Here is a 17,295-nt window from a genome sequence, read left to right on the forward strand (position 1 = left end):
CGCGGGGGCGTGTCGCGGTCCGGTGCGGACGGACCGCGCGGGAGCGCCCCCGCGCCGTGGCCCTGTGTTCTCCCCGGTGCCGGCCCGGGGACCGGGGGGAGGCCACAGGACCACGGTGGGGAGCGGCCTAGATCTCGACCACCACGGGCACGATCATCGGCCTGCGCCGGTAGGTGTCGCTGACCCAGCGGCCGATGCTGCGGCGCACCAGCTGGCGGAGCTGGCTGGTGTCGTTGATCCCCTCGGTGGCGGCCCGGTCCAGGGCGTCCTGGATCCTGGGGAGGACGTCGTCGTACGCCTCGGCGTCGATGCCCGCGCCGCGGGTGTGGATCTGCGGCTCCCCGATGATCTTGCCGGTCGTGGACTCCACCGCGATGATCACCGAGATGAAGCCCTCCTCGCCGAGGATGCGGCGGTCCTTGAGCGCCGCCTCGGTGACGCCGCCGACGGAGGTGCCGTCCACGTAGACGTACCCGGCCTCCACGACGCCCGTGATGCGCGCCCTGCCCTTGTACAGGTCGACCACGACGCCGTCCTCGGCGATGGCCACCCGGTCCTCGGGGATCCCGCTGAGCCTGGCCAGCTGGGCGTGGGCGCGCAGGTGCCGCCACTCGCCGTGCACCGGCATGAAGTTGCGCGGCCGGACCATGTTGAGCACGTACAGCAGCTCACCGGCGGGGGCGTGACCGGACACGTGCACCAGGGCGTTGCCCTTGTGCACGACCTTGGCGCCCCAGCGGGTCAGCCCGTTGATCACCCGGTTGACCGAGTTCTCGTTGCCCGGGATCAGCGAGGAGGCCAGGACGACCGTGTCGCCCGGCTCGATGTGGATCTGGTGGTCCCGGTTGGCCATCCGGCTCAGCGCGGCCATGGGCTCGCCCTGCGAACCGGTGCACACCAGCACGACCTTCTCGGGCGGCAGGCCGTCGAGCTCCTTGACGTCGACCAGCAGCCCGCCGGGGATCTTCAGGTAGCCCAGGTCGCGCGCGATGTTCATGTTGCGCACCATCGAGCGGCCCACGAAGGCGACCTTGCGGCCGTGCGTGTGGGCGGCGTCCAGCACCTGCTGCACGCGGTGGATGTGCGAGGCGAAGCTGGCCGTGATGATGCGCTTGTCGGCCTTGGCGAAGACGCTGTCGATGACGTTGGCGATGTCGCGCTCGCTGGTGACGAACCCGGGCACCTCGGCGTTGGTGGAGTCCGACAGCAGCAGGTCCACGCCCTCGGCCCCGAAGCGGGCGAACCCGCCGAGGTCGGTGATGCGGCCGTCCAGCGGCAGCTGGTCCATCTTGAAGTCGCCGGTGTGCAGCAGCGTGCCGGCGGGCGTCCGGACGCCGACGGCCAGCGCGTCCGGGATGGAGTGGTTGACCGCGAAGAACTCCAGGTCGAACGCGCCGAAGGAGTGTCGCTCCCCCTCGGACACCTGGACCAGTTCGGGCTTGATGCGGTGCTCGCCGAGCTTGGCCGAGATGAACGCCAGCGTCAGCCGCGAGCCCACCAGCGGGATGTCCGCGCGCTCGCGCAGCAGGAACGGGACCGCGCCGATGTGGTCCTCGTGCCCGTGGGTCAGCACGATCGCCTCGATGTCGTCGAGACGGTCCCGGATGTACTCGAAGTCCGGGAGGATCAGGTCGATTCCGGGCTGCTCCTCCTCGGGGAACAGCACACCGCAGTCGATGACCAGCAGCTTTCCGGCGTACTCGAACACCGTCATGTTGCGGCCGATCTCGCCCAGGCCGCCGAGAGCGACGACTCTCAGCGCGCCCTTGGGCAGTGGTGGCGGCGGGCCGAGTTCGGGATGGGGATGGCTCATGCGGATCCTTCCGTCAGCCGTTCCACTCCCACGACGCTCGCCGGGACGGCCTGGTGCGGGGCCAGTCCGATCGGCCCCTTCACCCCCGCCGCGGCCAGGTCCTCGCGCAGCAGCGCCTGCAGCTCCGCCGAGGCGTCGGCGAGCGGTGTGCGCACCGAGCCGCCCGGCAGCCCGAACATGTTGAGCACGGCCTTGGTCGTGATCACGCCCTGGGTGCGGAACATCCCGGTGTAGACCGGGGTCAGCCGACGGTGGATGGCCAGTGCCCGGGTGACGTCGCCGGAGTGGTAGGCCTCGATCATTTCGTACAGATCTGAGCCGACGATGTGGCTGACCACGCTCACAAAGCCGGCGGCGCCGATGGAGAGCATCGGCAGGTTGAACATGTCGGTTCCGCAGTAGTAGGCCAGGCCGGTGCGCTCCATCACCCAGGAGCTGGCGCCGAGGTCGTCCTTGGCGTCCTTGTTGGCGACGATGCGGGGGTGTTCGGCCAGGCGGACCAGCGTCTCCGAGGCGATCGGGGTCCCGGTGCGGTGCGGGATGTCGTAGAGCATCACCGGCAGCCCGGTGGAGTCAGCGATCGCGGTGAAGTGGCGCAGCAGCCCCTCCTGGGGCGGCTTGTTGTAGTAGGGGGTGACCGTCAGCAGGCCGTGCGCGCCCGCGCGCTCGGCGGCTTCGGCCAGCTCGATACTGTGCCGGGTGTCGTTGGTCCCGACCCCCGCGACAACGGTGACCCGGTCGCCGACCGCCTCGACGACGGTGCGCAGGATGCGGTCCTTCTCGTCGTCGCTCGTGGTCGCGGACTCTCCGGTGGTCCCGCTGATGACGAGGCCGTCGTTGCGCTGCTCGTCGACCAGGTACACCGCCAGTCGGGCCACTCCGTCGTAGTCGACGTCGCCGTTGTCGTGCATGGGGGTGACCATCGCGGTCAACATCTGGCCGAAGGGCGCGTTCGGCGTAGTACTGCCTACCATGCTGCAAACGGTACCGCGAAAGCCGGACGGAGCGCGCCAAGGGCCCTCGTCGCAGGTCGCCGTGGCGCGCTGTCCGGTGTCCTACTCGTCGTCGTCCCCGCCGACGAACAGGCTCAGCAGCCAGCTGACGACCGCGACGATGATGGCGCCCCAGAAGGCGGCCCAGAAGCCGTCGATCTCGAAGGGGAGGCCCAGCAGGCCCGCGAACCAGTCGGTGAGCAGGAGCAGCAGCGCGTTGACGACCAGGCCGACCAGGCCGAGCGTGAGGACGTAGAAGAGGCAGCCCACCGTCTTGACGATCGGCTTGATGACGGCGTTGACGAGGCCGAAGATCGCTCCGACCGCGAGGTAGACAAGGACCGTGGTGACCGTGTCGTCGGTGGTGACCCTGATTCCCTCGACCAGGAACACCGCCGCCCAGAGCGCGACCGCGTTGACGATGACTCGAATAAGGATGCTCACACCGACGATGCTCCCACGCCGGGCCTTCCGGTTGAATACCGGTTCCCGGTGTCAGGGGGAATCCCAGGGTCGTGCCGGAGCCGTCTCGGGGGCTGGGACGATGGGTCCCGGTCGAGTGGACTGCCGAGCGAAGAGGGACCCCTGCCGTGTCGACACAGCGTTTTGTCCGGGCCGCCCGTGGCGAGGACGTCGGAGCCATCGTGAGCGTGCAGGTGGCCGCCTGGCGGGACATGTACGGCGGGGTGCTGCCCGAGCAGGTGCTGGCCGAGCTGTCCGGCGCGGAGGCCGGCGAGCGGTTCGCCGGGCAGTGGCGGGCCGCGGTCGACCACCCCCCGACGTCGCGGCACCGGCTGCTGGTCGCCACCGACGAGCGGGCGGTCGTGGGCTTCGCGGCGGTCGGCCCGGCCGAGGACCCGGACCGCTGGCCCGGCACCGACGCCGAGGTCTACGCGCTGCACGTGGACCCCCCGCACGCGCGTCAGGGGCATGGCAGCCGACTGCTGAACGCGCTGGTCGACCACCTGGTCGACGACGGCTTCCAGGCGGTCTACGTGTGGACGCTGGAGCAGGACAACCCGCTGCGCTCCTTCCTGGAGGACGCGGGATGGCGGGCCGACGGCGCCCGCCGCGAACTGGACATGGGGGTCCTCGTCCCGATGGTCCGGCTGCACGCGGCCATCAGCCGCTGACCGGGCACCCGGTCCCCGGCGATACGGTGGACCGGATGTGCAGGGCGCCTGCTCGCAGCGGGCGAGCGGGCCGGGATGGAAGTGGGTCCGACGGTGGCCACGGTCAGCCAATGGGTGGCGGGTGCGCGCCCGCGCACACTGCCTAGCTCGATCGTCCCGGTGGCCGTGGGCACCGGCGTCGCCTTCGGCGCCGACTCCGCCGTCTGGTGGAGGGCGCTGCTGGCGATGGCCGTGGCGCTGGCGCTCCAGGTCGGGGTGAACTACGCCAACGACTACAGCGACGGGATCCGCGGCACCGACGAGGGGCGGGTGGGGCCGGTCCGGCTGACCGCGACCCGCCTCGCCGCGCCCCGGCAGGTGCTCGCCGCCGCCTGGGCGTCCTTCGCCGCGGCGGCGGCCGCCGGGCTGGTCCTGGTCGCCGTGTCCTCCTGGTGGCTGCTGCTGGTGGGCGCGGCCGCGATCACGGCCGCCTGGTTCTACACCGGCGGGAAGAACCCCTACGGCTACCGGGCGCTGGGCGAGGTGTCGGTGTTCGTGTTCTTCGGCCTGGTCGCGGTGGCCGGGACGGTCTTCGTGCAGGTGGGTTCGGTGCCGTGGCAGGGCTGGGTCGCGGCCGTCCCCGTGGGGCTGCTGTCGTGCTCGGTGCTGGTGATCAACAACGTCCGCGACATCCCCACCGACGTCGGGAGCGGCAAGCGGACCCTGGCGGTGCTGCTCGGCGACACCCGGGCCCGGTGGCTGTTCGCCGCGTGCGTGGCCGGCGCGTTCGCGACCGCCCTCGTCACGACCGCGGTGAGCTGGTGGGTGCCGCTGGTGCTGCTGTCGGCCCCCCTGGCGGTCCGCCCGTGCGCGCGGGTGCTGCGCGGCGAGACCGGCCCCGCCCTGGTCCTCGGCCTCGGCGAGACCGGCCGGTTCCAGCTGGCCTTCGGCGTGCTCTACACGGTCGGCCTCGCGCTGGGGTGACGGGAGCGCGCCGGACACCGCGACACCTCGGCGGGCCGTTCGGTTCGGGCCGCTCGCGGCCTTCCCCCGACCCCGTCCCGTCATCGAATCGTGACGGCCCGCCTACTACGCTCGGGTGCCATGAGACCTCCTCGAACCCCTCTCACCACGGCGCTGTCGCTCGCCGCGTGCTCCCTACTGCTGGCGGGATGCAGCGCGGTCGGCGACGGCGAGAACCCGGAGCAGGCCCCCGACCGGTCTTCGGAACCGGTGAACGGCGGCAGGGTCGAGCCCGGAGAGAGCGAACCGCGCGAGACCCTCGCGAGCCAGGACGTGACCGACAACGGGGCCGACCTGCACATCGCGATCCACGAACTGGCCCGGCGCGGCGAGACCGTGGAGCTCACCTTCTCCCTGACCAACACCGACAGCGACGACGACTGGAGCTTCGCGGGCCGGCTCGCCGGGGTGAACATCCTGCACGAGGACGCCAACACCGTCGCCGCGGTGGAGCTGGTCGACCCGGTCAACAGCAAGGTGCACCTGGTCGCCCGCGACAGCGAGGACAACTGCGTGTGCTCGGACGCGCCGTGGGGCGACATCCTCGAACCGGGCGACTCGGTGCTGATCAGCGCGACCTTCGGCGCTCCCCCCGAGGACGTGTCGGCCATGACCGTGCGCATGCCGATGGCAGGGAGCTTCAACGATGTCCCGATCGGCTGAGCCGCGGGGCCGCGCCCGCACGCTGCTGGGCGCCGTGCTGCTGCTCGGCACCGCCTCGCTGGTCCCCGCGGGCTCGGCGGCGGCCGACGAGACCGCGCAGCCCCTTTCCGAGGACTTCTCCGACCAGCAGGTCGCCTCGGCGCCCATCCTCGACCTCGAACTGCCCGTGCGCGACCTGGCCGCGCCGGTGCGGGACCTGACGTTCGCCACCGCCAACGAGGACGGCTCGGTCACCGACTCGGTGGACACCGAGGAGCGCACCGTCACGCTGGCCGCCGACGTGCTGTTCGAGTTCGACGAGGCCGCCCTCGGCCCCGAGGCCGAGGACGTGCTGGCGGAGGCCGCCGGAATCCTGCGCTCCGACGCGGTCGGCGCGACCGTGCGGATCGACGGCCACACCGACGCCAGGGGCTCGGAGGAGTACAACCAGACCCTGTCGGAGGAGCGCGCCCGGACGGTCGAGACGGAACTGGACGCCCTGCTGGCCGACGTGGACGTCTCCTTCGAGACCGAGGGCCACGGCTCCGCCGACCCGGTCGAACCCAACGAGCTCGACGGGGAGGACAACCCCGACGGCCGCGCGGCGAACCGCCGGGTGGAGATCAGCTTCCCGCCCCCGGAACCGCGCTGATCCTGACCTTTCCGGGGTCTCGGAGACGGTCGAGACCCCGAAAAGGTCAAGATCGGCGGGAAACACCACGAACCGGACGCCTTCCCGCGGTCCCCTCCCCGATCGAAGCGCGCCTTTCGGAACCCGGGCTCCGAACGGGTTGGAAACCGTGCAATCACATGTTGGAATTGGCTGGTCCCTTCCCGCAGCCAGGGCCTCCGCGCCACGCCGCCGAAACGACCACCGGACCGGCGGGGCGGCGGACGTTCCCGTTCACGAGAGAGCTGGTAGAACACGCACGGCCCAGTCCCCACGCACCACCGGAGGCGAACACCGATGACCCAGCAGTACGTGGCCGCGATCGACCAGGGAACCACGTCGAGCCGCTGCATCATCTTCGACCACGACGGGCGCATCGTGTCCGTCGGGCAGCGCGAGCACCGGCAGATCTTCCCCCAGCCCGGCTGGGTCGAACACGACGCTCTGGAGATCTGGGAGAACGTCCAGCAGGTCGTGCGATCCGCGCTGGAGGAGGGCGGCATCACCACGGCCCAGCTCGCCGCGGTCGGCATCACCAACCAGCGCGAGACCACCCTGGTCTGGGACCGCGAGACCGGTGAGCCCGTCCACAACGCGATCGTCTGGCAGGACACCCGCACGGACTCCCTGATCCGCGAACTCGGCGGCGACGTCGGCCAGGAGCGGTTCCGGGAGCGCTGCGGGCTGCCGCTGGCCACCTACTTCTCCGGTCCCAAGCTCCGCTGGCTGCTCGACGAGGTCCCGGGGCTGCGCGACCGCGCGGAGCGCGGCGAGGTGCTGTTCGGCACCATGGACACCTGGATCATCTGGAAGCTCACCGGCCGGCACGTCACCGACGTCACCAACGCCAGCCGCACCATGCTGATGAACCTGCGGACCCTGCAGTGGGACCCGGAATGCCTGGACGAGATCGGCGTCCCCGCGGCGATGCTGCCCGAGATCCGCTCCAGCGCCGAGGTGTACGGCGAGGCCACCGGGTTCCTGGAGGGCGTGCCCGTGGCGGCCGCCCTGGGCGACCAGCACGCCGCGCTGTTCGGCCAGACCTGCTTCTCCCCCGGCGAGGTCAAGGGCACCTACGGCACCGGCACCTTCCTGGTGCTCAACACCGGCACCGAGCCGGTCACGTCCGCCAACGGCCTGCTCACCACCATGGGCTACCAGATCGGCGACCAGCCCGCGGTGTACGCGCTGGAGGGCTCCATCGCCGTGACCGGCTCGCTCGTGCAGTGGCTGCGCGACAACCTGGGCCTGATCTCCAGCGCCCCGGAGGTCGAGACTCTGGCGCTGACCGTCGAGGACAACGGCGGCTGCTACATCGTCCCGGCCTTCTCCGGCCTGTTCGCGCCGCACTGGCGCAGCGACGCGCGCGGCGTCGTCACCGGGCTGACCGCCTACGTGAACAAGGGGCACCTGGCCCGCGCCATCCTGGAGGCCAGCGCCTGGCAGACCCGCGAGGTCGTGGACGCGATGAACAGCGACTCGGGCATCCCGCTGACCACGCTCAAGGTCGACGGCGGCATGACCTCCGACGACCTGCTGATGCAGATCCTCTCCGACGTCCTGGACGTGGAGGTCGTGCGCCCGTTGGTCTCCGAGACCACCTGCCTGGGCGCCGCCTACGCCGCCGGGCTGGCGGTGGGCTACTGGGCGGACATGGAGAGCCTGCGCGCCAACTGGCACAAGGCCGCCGAGTGGAACCCGAAGATGGACCCCAGGGTCCGCGACCGCGAGTACCGCAACTGGAACAAGGCCGTGCGGCGCACCCTCGACTGGGTCGAGCACGACAGCGCCGAGTAGCGCCCGCCCCGGCGTGGTCCGCGCCCGGGGGCGCGGACCGCGCCCTTCCCCGACCGGCCTCGCCGTCCCACCGAGTCCCGAGCATCTCCGGAGTGCCCGGTCCCGGCCACTCCCATCGCAGCGGAGGCACTCCACATGGAATACCTGGCGGAATTCATCGGAACCGGGATCCTGATCCTGCTCGGCAACGGCGTCGTCGCCGGCGTCCTGCTCGACAAGTCCAAGGCGCAGAACTCGGGCTGGATCGTCATCGCCCTGGGATGGGGCATGGCGGTCATGGTCGCGGTCTACGTGGTGGGCCAGATCAGCGGCGCGCACATCAACCCCGCGGTCACGCTGGGGCTCGCCTCCATCGGGGACTTCCCCTGGACGATGGTCCCCGGCTACATCGCCGCCCAGCTGGCCGGCGCCGTCGTCGGCGCCGCGCTGGTCTACCTGGCCTACCTCCCGCACTGGGGGGAGACCGAGGACGCGGACGCCAAGCTGGCCGCGTTCAGCACCTCCCCCGCCATCCGCAACCCCGTCGCGAACTTCACCACCGAGGTCATCGGCACTTTCGTGCTGGTGCTCGGCATCCTCGGCATCGGCGCGAACGCGGGCGCCATCGGCGGGGGCCAGATCGACCTCGCCGCGCTGTTCAGCACGGGCTTCGCCCCGCTGCTGGTGGGCCTGCTGGTGCTGTCCGTCGGCCTGTCCCTGGGCGGCCCCACGGGCTACGCGATCAACCCCGCCCGCGACCTCGGCCCGCGCATCGCGCACACCCTGCTGCCCATCCCCGGCAAGCGCGACTCGGACTGGTCCTACGCCTGGATCCCCGTGGCGGCCCCCATCGTCGGCGGCGTCCTGGCCGCCCTGGTCTGGAGGCTCACCGGCTTCGGCGGCTGACCCCGCCCCGGGGCCGGCCCGTTCCCGCGGGCCGGCCCCGAAAGGGTCACAGCCCCAGGATGGGCTCCAGGCCGATGGTGAGCGGCTCGGGCAGGCCCGCGACCTCGCGCACGCCCAGCAGCACGCCCGGCATGAAGGACTCGCGGTTCATCGAGTCGTGCCGGATCGTCAGGGTCTCGCCGTGGGTGCCGAAGACGACCTCCTGGTGCGCGATCATCCCGGTGATGCGCAGCGCGTGCACCCGCACCCCCTCGACCTCGGCGCCGCGGGCACCGGGGATCTCCGAGGTGGTGGCGTCGGGGGGCGCGGCCAGACCGGCCCCGGCGCGCGCCTCCCCGATCAGCTCGGCGGTGCGGTGCGCGGTGCCGCTGGGCGCGTCGGCCTTGTTCGGGTGGTGCAGCTCGATGATCTCCGCCGACTCGAAGTAGGGCGCGGCCTTCGCCGCGAAGTTCATCATCAGCACGGCGGCGATACCGAAGTTGGGCGCGATGAGCACCCTGGTGCCCGGGTTCTCCGCGAGCAGGCCGCGCAGCTCCGCGAGCTTGGCCTCGTCGAAGCCGCTGGTGCCGACCACGGCGTGGATGCCGTTCGCGACGAGCCAGCGCAGGTTGTCCATCACCACGTCGGGATGGGTGAAGTCGACGACGACGTCCGCGCCGAGCACCTTCCCGCGCTCCTCCGGCCCGTCGACCCCGGCCACCAGTTCGGTGTCCGACGCCGCCTCGACGGCCCTGACCACTTCCGACCCCATGCGCCCGAGGGCGCCGAAAACTCCTACCTTGATCACGGGCTTCACCGTACCGGAGTCCGCCCGGGGAGCCTCCCCGGCGCGGCCGGGGAGGCCGCGCCGGGGGCTCCGACCACGCTCAGAACGCGCGGTCGTCCTCGTAGGGGCCGACCACCGCCAGGGTCTCGGGGCGGTTCAGCACCTCCTCCGCGATCGCGCCCACGTCGTCCAGGGTGACGGCGTCGAACAGCGCGAGGTCCGCGTTGAGCGAGAGGTGCCGGGGGTGGCCGAGCTCGTGCCCGGTCAACCGCCCCATCCGCGCGCTGGTGCCCTCTGTGCCCAGCACCCACGAGCCGCGGATCTGGCCCTTGGCGCGGACCAGCTCCTCGGGCGTGATGCCGCCGGAGGCGGCCTTGGCCAGCTCCGCGCGGCAGACCGCGAGCACCTCGTCGGTCTTGTCCGGCAGGCAGCCCACGTACACCTGGAACATCCCGGTGTCGGAGTAGCTGGAGGAATAGCCGTGCACGGAGTAGGCCAGACCGCGCTTCTCCCGCACCTCCTGGAACAGCCGGGACGACATGCCGCCGCCCAGCGCGGCGCTGAGCACGCGCAGCGCGTACCAGCGCGGGTCCGTGCGCTTCACGCCCTCGCGGCCCAGGATCACGTGCGCCTGCTCGGTCTCGCGGGCCAGCAGCGCCGTTCCCGGGGCGACGCCGGGCGCCGCCCCGCCCAGGCGCGGCCCGGCCGGGCGGGCGTCCCCCGCCTCGGCGAGCTTGGCGCGGAACACCTCGGCGACCATGCGCACCACGGCGTCGTGGTCGAGGTTGCCCGCGGCGGACACGACGAGCTCGGACGGGACGTAGCTCCGGCGGTACTGCTCCAGGATCCGGTCCCGGGGCAGCGCCCGGATGGTGTCGTTGGTGCCCAGGACGGGGCGGCCCAGCGGGGACGAGGCGTAGAAGTGCGCGGCGAACACGTCGTCCACCACGTCGGCGGGCTCGTCCTCGTACATGGCGATCTCCTCGAGGATCACCCCGCGCTCCGTCTCCACCTCGCCGGGGTCGAGCACCGAGTTGGCGACCATGTCGCCGACCACGTCGACCGCGAGCGGCAGGTCCCGGTCCAGGACCTTGGCGTAGTAGGTGGTCTGCTCCTTGGTGGTGTAGGCGTTGTGGTCGGCGCCCACCCCGTCCAGCAGCGCGGAGATCTCCAGGGCGTCGCGCCGTTCGGTGCCCTTGAACAGCAGGTGCTCCAGGAAGTGCGCCGAGCCCGCGTGCGCGTCGTCCTCGTCGCGCGACCCGGTGGTGGCCGAGATCCCGAAGGCCACCGACCGGACACCCGGCATCGTCTCGGTGACCACCCGGAGGCCGCCGGGAAGCACGGTGCGGCGCACCAGGCCGGTGCCCTCCTGCGGTTCCAGCAGGGTGATGGTGCTGCCCGGCTCCTGCTCGGCTGCGATCGGAACTGTCGTCATTCTTCCTTCTCTTCGGAAAGCGGTTGGTGGCCGGCCCGGTGGAACGCGGCGGATCGACCGGGCTGTCCCCCGGCAACGGCCGAGGGGGCGGCCGCACCCTACGGTACGGCCGCCCCCTCGGTCTGTCAGGAGGCCCGGGACCGGCCCGGGCCTCCTTCAGCCGTCACTCAGGTGTTCTCGCCCGAGCGGCTCGCCCCGGAGGAGCGGGTCCGCCTCCGGCGGCGCTCACCGCCGCCCTCGCCCTCGGGCTTCTTGGCCTCGGCCTTGGGCTCGGCCTCGTCGCCGTCCGGGGTCGAGGCGGCGGCCGCCTCGGCCTCGACGACCTCGACCGGGACGAGGGAGAGCTTCCCGCGGTCGTCGACCTCGCGGATCTCGACCTGGATCTTCTCCCCGATGCTGATCACGTCGTCGATGTTCTCGATCCGCTGGCCGCCGTGCAGCTTGCGGATCTGCGAGATGTGCAGCAGGCCGTCCTTGCCGGGCAGCAGCGAGACGAACGCGCCGAACGCGGTCGTCTTGACGACCGTGCCCAGGTAGCGGTCGCCGACCTCGGGCATCGTCGGGTTGGCGATGCTGTTGATCGTGTCGCGGGCGGCCTCGGCCGAGGGGCCGTCGGTGGCACCGATGTAGATGGTGCCGTCGTCCTCGATCGTGATCTCGGCGCCGGTCTCGTCCTGGATCGAGTTGATCATCTTGCCCTTGGGGCCGATGACCTCGCCGATCTTGTCCACGGGAACCTTGACGGTGAGGATGCGCGGCGCGTTCGGGCTCATCTCCGCCGGACGCTCGATGGCCTCGGCCATGACGTCCAGGATCGCCAGCCGGGCACCGCGGGCCTGCTGGAGCGCGGCGGCCAGCACGGAGGCCGGGATCCCGTCGAGCTTGGTGTCCAGCTGGAGCGCGGTGATCAGCTCGCGGGTGCCGGCGACCTTGAAGTCCATGTCGCCGTAGGCGTCCTCGGCGCCGAGGATGTCGGTCAGCGTGACGTACTCGCCGCCCTCGCTGATCAGGCCCATCGCGATGCCGGCGACCATCGCCTTGAGCGGCACGCCCGCCGACATCAGCGCCATCGTCGAGGCGCAGACCGACCCCATCGAGGTGGAGCCGTTGGAGCCCAGCGCCTCGGAGACCTGCCGGATGGCGTAGGGGAACTCCTCGCGCGCGGGCAGCACCGGCAGCAGGGCGCGCTCGGCGAGCGCGCCGTGCCCGATCTCGCGGCGCTTGGGCGAGCCCACGCGGCCGGTCTCACCGGTGGAGTACGGCGGGAAGTTGTAGTTGTGCATGTAGCGCTTGGTCCGCTCGGGGTTGAGCGTGTCGACCATCTGCTCCATACGCAGCATGTTCAGCGTGGTGACACCCAGGATCTGGGTCTCGCCGCGCTCGAACAGCGCCGAGCCGTGCACCCGCGGGACCACGTTGACCTCGGCGGTCAGGGACCGGATGTCCTTGACGCCGCGGCCGTCGATGCGGATCTTCTCGCTGGTGACGCGCTCGCGCACCAGCTGCTTGGTCAGCGACCGGAAGGCGGCGCTGATCTCCTTCTCGCGGCCCTCGAAGTCCTCGGCGAGCTTCTCGGCGGCCAGCGCCTTGACCCGGTCGAGCTCGGTCTCGCGCTCCTGCTTGCCCGCGATGGTGAGCGCGGAGGCCAGCTCGGAGCGGATCGCGCCCTCGACGGCGGCGTACGCGTCGTCCTGGTAGTCCAGGAAGATCGGGAACTCGCCGGTCTCCTTGGCGGCGGCCTGGGCCACCGTCTCCTGGGCCTTGCACAGCACCTTGATGAACGGCTTGGCGGCGTCCAGGCCCTCGGCGACGGTCTGCTCGTTCGGGCCGACGGCGCCGTCGGCGACCAGCTTGAGCGTGTTCGGGGTGGACTCGGCCTCGACCATCATGATCGCGACGTCGCCGTCCTCCAGCACCCGCCCGGCCACGACCATGTCGAAGGTCGCGTCGGCCAGCTCGGTGTGGGTCGGGAACGCCACCCACTGGCCCTCGATCAGCGCGACGCGCACGCCGCCGATCGGGCCGGAGAACGGCAGCCCGGCGAGCTGGGTGGACATCGAGGCGGCGTTGATCGCCACGACGTCGTACAGGTGGTCGGGGTGCAGAGACATGATCGTCTCGACGATCTGGATCTCGTTGCGCAGCCCCTTCCTGAACGACGGGCGCAGCGGCCGGTCGATCAGGCGGCAGGTGAGGATGGCGTCCTCGGAGGGACGTCCCTCCCGCCGGAAGAACGAGCCGGGGATGCGGCCCGCCGCGTACATGCGCTCCTCGACGTCCACCGTCAGGGGGAAGAAGTCGAGGTTCTCCTTGGGACGCTTCGACGCGGTCGTCGCCGACAGGACCATGGTCTCGTCGTCGAGGAACGCGGTGGCCGAACCGGCGGCCTGGCGGGCCAGCCGTCCGGTCTCGAAGCGGATGGTGCGGGTGCCGAAGCGACCGTTGTCGATCACGGCCTCGGCGGAATACACGCCCTCCATGGGCGACCTCCTACACGGATATCGGAAAACGGAGCTCCCGCGTCCGTGCCCCGTGAACGTGTCCTCCGTTGTCGAGAGTCGTCCCGACCTCGCGGCGCGGCGCGGCCGTGGCTCACGCCCGCGCGGTACGCGATGGTCCTGACGGCCGGCCATCGATCGAAGCCCCCCGAAGGACGCCCGGTGTGCGGGCGCGCGTCGGAGGACCACTACCGAGGACCGGCCTCGACATCGTAGGGCGAATCGTCTTTCCGCCCGACGGAGAACGCCACCGCGACCGGATCGGTCGAGGGTATGGGCGCGGGAAGTACCTGATTGAGTTGTCGGCCGACGCATCGTGGCCGACTATCACCTGGCCACGATGCTCGGTAACGACACCACACTACTAAGAAAGGGAGCGGCCGTGGCCACTCCCTTGGCGGGGAATCCGCCAGGGCGTGTTTCCCGGGCCTTTCCGGGCCCCCGTCCTCCGGGACGGCGCTCACCCGAGAGCGGCCGGGAGACAGCCCCTAGCGACGCAGACCGAGGCGCTCGATCAGCTTGCGGTAGCGGTTGATGTCCTTCTTGGTGATGTACTGAAGGAGACGGCGGCGGCGTCCGACCAGCAGCAGCAGACCACGACGGCTGTGGTGGTCGTGCTTGTGCTCCTTGAGGTGCTCGGTGAGCTCGGTGATGCGGTGCGTCAGCAGCGCGACCTGGACCTCGGGAGAACCGGTGTCGCCCTCTTTGGTGGCGTACTCGGCGATGATCTTGTTCTTGGTGGCGGTGTCGATCGACACGTCGCTCCTTCACGTTCTTGGCACGCTGGCTTCTGACATGTCCCCGGAAACGGCCCGCGGGGCCGCTCGGGTCCGGCAACCATGCGCACCCACAGTCACCGGATGGGTTCAACGGTCGGGCGTGTCGCGGGCCTTGGCGGCTCGACGCGAACTCGAGGCACGACCGAACTCCGGCCCTGGGGCCGGACTCCCCAAGCCTACTACCAGTACGCGGCAGCTCCGGCCCGATCCGCGGGCCGACGGCCCGGTCACCCTCCCAGCAGCAGTTCGCGGCAGCGCTCGACGTCCCGGCCCATGGTCTCGACCAGCTCCTCGACGCTGTCGAAGCGCAGCATCGGACGGATGCGGTGGGTGAACTCCACCGCCATGCGCAGGCCGTACAGGTCCAGGTCGTCCCGGTCCAGGGCGTACGCCTCGACCGTGCGGGCCGTCCCCTCGAAGGTGGGGTTGGTGCCCACCGAGATCGCCGCCGCCCAGCGGGACTCCGCCCCGCCCGGGGCCGACCGCAGCAGCCGGCCCGCGTAGACGCCGTCCGCGGGGACGGCGGTGCGCGGGGGACAGTCCAGGTTCGCGGTGGGGAAGCCCAGCAGTTCGCGGCCGCGCGCGGCACCGTGCACGACCACGCCCTCGACGCGGTGCGCGCGGCCGAGGCAGTCCCGCGCCGCCGCCACGTCGCCCGCCGCGAGGAGGGAACGCACCCGGGCGGAGGTGACGGCCTCCCCGTCGGAGAGCAGCGGCACCTCCTCGACGGTGAAGCCGTACTTCCCGCCGAGCGCGCGCAGCACCTCGACGTCTCCGGCCGCCCCGCTCCCGAAACGGAAGTCCTCACCCACCACGACCGCCGCGGCGCGCAGCCGGTCCGCCAGGACCCGCCGGACGAACTCCTCCGCGGGCAGCCGCGCGAGCTCGGGGGTGAAGGGCAGCACGCGCACCGCGTCGGCGCCGTGCTCGGCCAGCAGCTCGGCCTTGCGGTCCGCGCCGGTCAGGGCCTCGGGTTCCCCCCGGCCCAGCACCGCGTCCGGGTGCGGGTCGAAGACGGCCGCGACCACCGGCAGGCCGAGCCCGGACGCGGTCCCGGCGGCGCGCGCCAGGACGCGCTGGTGCCCCCGGTGGACGCCGTCGAAGACCCCGAGGGTCACGACCGACCGCCCCCGGCCCTCGGGCACCTCGTCCAGCCCGCGCCAACGTCGCACGCTCACCGCTCCCATCGAGAAAAGGGCACCGGCTCGGGCGCCGGGACGACATGCTACTCGCCGCTCCCCCGCCGGTGATCCCGACGCCGCCGCCGAGACCGACAAGCGACCGGGCCCCGCCACGGAGTCCTCGGCGCGCCGGTGCTTCGGACGGGTCCTTCGGGTCCACCCCACAGGACTCCGTTGATGATCTTGAGCCTTCTGCCCGTTTCGGGGCCTTGAAGGGCAGAAAGCCCAAGACCGTCAACGGAACCCTCACGCAACGGACATCATGGGCGCGGCCCCGACCCCCACCCGCCGTCGCCGCCCGCCGTAACAGACCCCGAGCAGACCTCGATTCGGCCGACCACGCGAAACACCCCCGCGACGGAGCCTCTCTAGCCGGCGCTGAAGACCACGATGGGCTTGCCGTAGCCGGGGCGGTCCTCGGCGAGGGCCAGGACGCTGCCGTCGGGGGCGAACAGGCCGACGGGGCCCGGTCCCAGGCCCGACGGGGAGATCCGGTTCCCGTGCGCGACCCTGCGGGCCTCCTCCTCGGTGAGGTTCCGCACCGGGAAGGCCGCGGCGACCGCGGCGGGCATCGGCACCAGGGTGAACTCCTCGGCCAGCGCGTCCAGGGTCCGTGCCCCGGCCAGGCCGTAGGGGCCCACCCGGGTGCGGCGCAGCGCCGTGAGATGCCCGCCCACCCCGAGACCGGCGCCCAGGTCGCGGGCCAGCGAGCGGATGTAGGTGCCGCTGGAGCAGGTGATCCGGGCGTCGACGTCGGTGCAGCCGGCGCCGGCGCCGGCGACCCGGCGGAACCCGGTGACGGCGAACTCCGACACCGTCACGCCGCGCGCCTTCAGCTCGACCGCCTCACCGGCGCGGGCCCTCTTGTAGGCCCGCTGCCCGTTCACCTTGATCGCGCTGACCTGCGGCGGGATCTGCTGGATCGGGCCGGTCAGCGCTTCGACGCCCGCCCGGACCGCGTCCTCGTCCACCTCGTGGGCGGGGACGTCGGCCAGGAGCTCGCCCTCGGCGTCGTCGGTGCTGGTGGTCCGGCCCAGCCGGATCGTGGCCTCGTACACCTTCTCGGTGAGGGTGAGGTGCCCCAGCAGCTTGGTCCCCCTGCCGATCCCGAGCACCAGCACGCCGGTGGCCATGGGGTCGAGCGTGCCGGCGTGGCCGACCCGGCGGGTCCCCGCGATGCGGCGGACCCGCGCGACCACGTCGTGGGAGGTCCATTCGGCGGGTTTGTCGACGATCACGACGCCGTCGGTCATGGTGGTCAGTCGTCCTCGTCGTCGTACTCGCGCGGGGCCTTGTACGGGTCGGCCTCACCGGCGGGCTCCGCCCCGGCCGCGGCGCGGGCGACCTCGGCGTCGGCCAGCTTGGCCTTGGCCAGCAGCTCCTCGATGTGCTCGGCGTTCGCCTGCACCTCGTCGGAGACGAACGTCAGGCTGGGCGTGTGCCGCAGCCCCGTCTGACGGCCGACCTCGGAGCGGATCACGCCCTTGGCGCTCTCCAGCGCCGCCGCCGTCCCGGCTTTCTCCTCGTCGGTACCGAACACCGTGTAGTACAGGGTGGCGTCACGCAGGTCGTTGGTGAGCCGCGCGTCGGTGACCGTCACGAAACCCAGGCGCGGGTCCTTGATGCGGCGCTCCAGCATCTCGGCCACGATCCGCTGAATGCGGTCGGCGAGTTTGCGCGCGCGTGCGGCGTCAACCATTTG

General features: G+C 71.7%; 16 protein-coding genes. 6 read left to right on the top strand and 10 right to left on the bottom strand.

The features are described 5' to 3' along the window. Positions 1–127: 127 nt before the first annotated feature. From EV190_RS12855 to EV190_RS12865, 3 genes are all read right to left on the bottom strand, one after another. Positions 128–1,813 carry a ribonuclease J gene (locus EV190_RS12855; RefSeq protein ID WP_133741772.1) on the bottom strand — a complete coding sequence of 562 codons (1,686 nt, stop codon included), beginning with the start codon at positions 1,811–1,813 and terminating at the stop codon, positions 128–130. Next, positions 1,810–2,787 (bottom strand): 4-hydroxy-tetrahydrodipicolinate synthase, encoded by a 978-nt coding sequence (gene dapA, locus EV190_RS12860; protein WP_133741773.1) that lies wholly within the window; start codon positions 2,785–2,787, stop codon positions 1,810–1,812. The genes EV190_RS12855 and dapA overlap by 4 nt, the downstream gene beginning before the upstream one ends. Positions 2,788–2,868: 81 nt before the next feature. Continuing rightward, positions 2,869–3,249, bottom strand: a complete 381-nt coding sequence (locus EV190_RS12865; protein ID WP_133741774.1) for a phage holin family protein — start codon at positions 3,247–3,249, stop codon at positions 2,869–2,871. A gap of 146 nt (positions 3,250–3,395) precedes the next feature. Between EV190_RS12865 and EV190_RS12870 the strand changes: the two genes are divergently transcribed. The 6 genes from EV190_RS12870 to EV190_RS12895 all read left to right on the top strand — a co-directional run bounded on the left by EV190_RS12870 (position 3,396) and on the right by EV190_RS12895 (position 8,934). Continuing rightward, positions 3,396–3,938 carry a GNAT family N-acetyltransferase gene (locus EV190_RS12870; protein ID WP_133741775.1) on the top strand — a complete coding sequence of 181 codons (543 nt, stop codon included), beginning with the start codon at positions 3,396–3,398 and terminating at the stop codon, positions 3,936–3,938. 93 nt (positions 3,939–4,031) lie between these two features. Beyond that, complete coding sequence (locus EV190_RS12875) at positions 4,032–4,901, top strand: 1,4-dihydroxy-2-naphthoate polyprenyltransferase (RefSeq protein WP_133741820.1); 870 nt, start codon at positions 4,032–4,034, stop codon at positions 4,899–4,901. Between the two features lie 120 nt (positions 4,902–5,021). Further along, positions 5,022–5,603 (top strand): hypothetical protein, encoded by a 582-nt coding sequence (locus EV190_RS12880; RefSeq protein ID WP_243742543.1) that lies wholly within the window; start codon positions 5,022–5,024, stop codon positions 5,601–5,603. Further along, positions 5,587–6,234, top strand: coding sequence for an OmpA family protein (locus EV190_RS12885; RefSeq protein WP_133741776.1), 648 nt, complete (start codon positions 5,587–5,589; stop codon positions 6,232–6,234). Before EV190_RS12880 ends, EV190_RS12885 begins: the two co-directional genes overlap by 17 nt. Before the next feature lie 315 nt (positions 6,235–6,549). Continuing rightward, entirely contained in the window at positions 6,550–8,049 is a 1,500-nt protein-coding gene (glpK, locus tag EV190_RS12890) for a glycerol kinase GlpK (protein WP_133741777.1), read from the top strand. A 135-nt stretch (positions 8,050–8,184) separates the two neighbouring features. Next, the gene (locus EV190_RS12895; protein WP_133741778.1) at positions 8,185–8,934 is read left to right on the top strand and encodes an MIP/aquaporin family protein; all 750 of its coding nucleotides are present in this window, start codon (positions 8,185–8,187) and stop codon (positions 8,932–8,934) included. Between the two features lie 46 nt (positions 8,935–8,980). Here EV190_RS12895 and dapB read toward each other — a convergent pair whose 3' ends face one another. The 7 genes from dapB to rbfA form a co-directional block, all read right to left on the bottom strand. After that, positions 8,981–9,721 carry a 4-hydroxy-tetrahydrodipicolinate reductase gene (dapB, locus tag EV190_RS12900; protein ID WP_208113164.1) on the bottom strand — a complete coding sequence of 247 codons (741 nt, stop codon included), beginning with the start codon at positions 9,719–9,721 and terminating at the stop codon, positions 8,981–8,983. A 79-nt stretch (positions 9,722–9,800) separates the two neighbouring features. After that, positions 9,801–11,135: a M16 family metallopeptidase gene (locus EV190_RS12905; protein ID WP_133741780.1), complete on the bottom strand. Its 1,335-nt coding sequence runs from the start codon at positions 11,133–11,135 to the stop codon at positions 9,801–9,803. 167 nt (positions 11,136–11,302) lie between these two features. Next, positions 11,303–13,615 (bottom strand): polyribonucleotide nucleotidyltransferase, encoded by a 2,313-nt coding sequence (locus EV190_RS12910; protein ID WP_133741781.1) that lies wholly within the window; start codon positions 13,613–13,615, stop codon positions 11,303–11,305. Positions 13,616–14,121: 506 nt separating this feature from the next. Next, a complete protein-coding gene (gene rpsO, locus EV190_RS12915; RefSeq protein ID WP_133741782.1) occupies positions 14,122–14,391 on the bottom strand; it encodes a 30S ribosomal protein S15 in 270 nt (89 codons plus the stop codon). 248 nt (positions 14,392–14,639) lie between these two features. Further along, positions 14,640–15,584, bottom strand: a complete 945-nt coding sequence (locus EV190_RS12920; RefSeq protein WP_133741783.1) for a bifunctional riboflavin kinase/FAD synthetase — start codon at positions 15,582–15,584, stop codon at positions 14,640–14,642. Positions 15,585–15,961: 377 nt separating this feature from the next. Further along, positions 15,962–16,846 carry a tRNA pseudouridine(55) synthase TruB gene (gene truB, locus EV190_RS12925; protein ID WP_133741784.1) on the bottom strand — a complete coding sequence of 295 codons (885 nt, stop codon included), beginning with the start codon at positions 16,844–16,846 and terminating at the stop codon, positions 15,962–15,964. Positions 16,847–16,851: 5 nt separating this feature from the next. After that, positions 16,852–17,292, bottom strand: a complete 441-nt coding sequence (gene rbfA / locus EV190_RS12930) for a 30S ribosome-binding factor RbfA (protein ID WP_133741785.1) — start codon at positions 17,290–17,292, stop codon at positions 16,852–16,854. Positions 17,293–17,295: the final 3 nt, after the last annotated feature.

The sequence above is a fragment of the Actinorugispora endophytica genome (genome assembly GCF_004363075.1).
GTDB classification, from domain to species: Bacteria; Actinomycetota; Actinomycetes; order Streptosporangiales; family Streptosporangiaceae; genus Actinorugispora; species Actinorugispora endophytica.

Bases quoted from the DNA above. Each gene is read 5' to 3' on its own strand.
- glpK (WP_133741777.1), top strand. From the start codon at position 6,550: ATGACCCAGCAGTACGTGGCCGCGATCGACCAGGGAACCACGTCGAGC.
- EV190_RS12910 (WP_133741781.1), bottom strand. From the start codon at position 13,615: ATGGAGGGCGTGTATTCCGCCGAGGCCGTGATCGACAACGGTCGCTTC.
- truB (WP_133741784.1), bottom strand. From the start codon at position 16,846: ATGACCGACGGCGTCGTGATCGTCGACAAACCCGCCGAATGGACCTCC.
- EV190_RS12905 (WP_133741780.1), bottom strand. From the start codon at position 11,135: ATGACGACAGTTCCGATCGCAGCCGAGCAGGAGCCGGGCAGCACCATC.
- EV190_RS12885 (WP_133741776.1), top strand. From the start codon at position 5,587: ATGTCCCGATCGGCTGAGCCGCGGGGCCGCGCCCGCACGCTGCTGGGC.
- EV190_RS12855 (WP_133741772.1), bottom strand. From the start codon at position 1,813: ATGAGCCATCCCCATCCCGAACTCGGCCCGCCGCCACCACTGCCCAAG.
- EV190_RS12895 (WP_133741778.1), top strand. From the start codon at position 8,185: ATGGAATACCTGGCGGAATTCATCGGAACCGGGATCCTGATCCTGCTC.
- EV190_RS12880 (WP_243742543.1), top strand. From the start codon at position 5,022: ATGAGACCTCCTCGAACCCCTCTCACCACGGCGCTGTCGCTCGCCGCG.
- rbfA (WP_133741785.1), bottom strand. From the start codon at position 17,292: ATGGTTGACGCCGCACGCGCGCGCAAACTCGCCGACCGCATTCAGCGG.
- dapA (WP_133741773.1), bottom strand. From the start codon at position 2,787: ATGGTAGGCAGTACTACGCCGAACGCGCCCTTCGGCCAGATGTTGACC.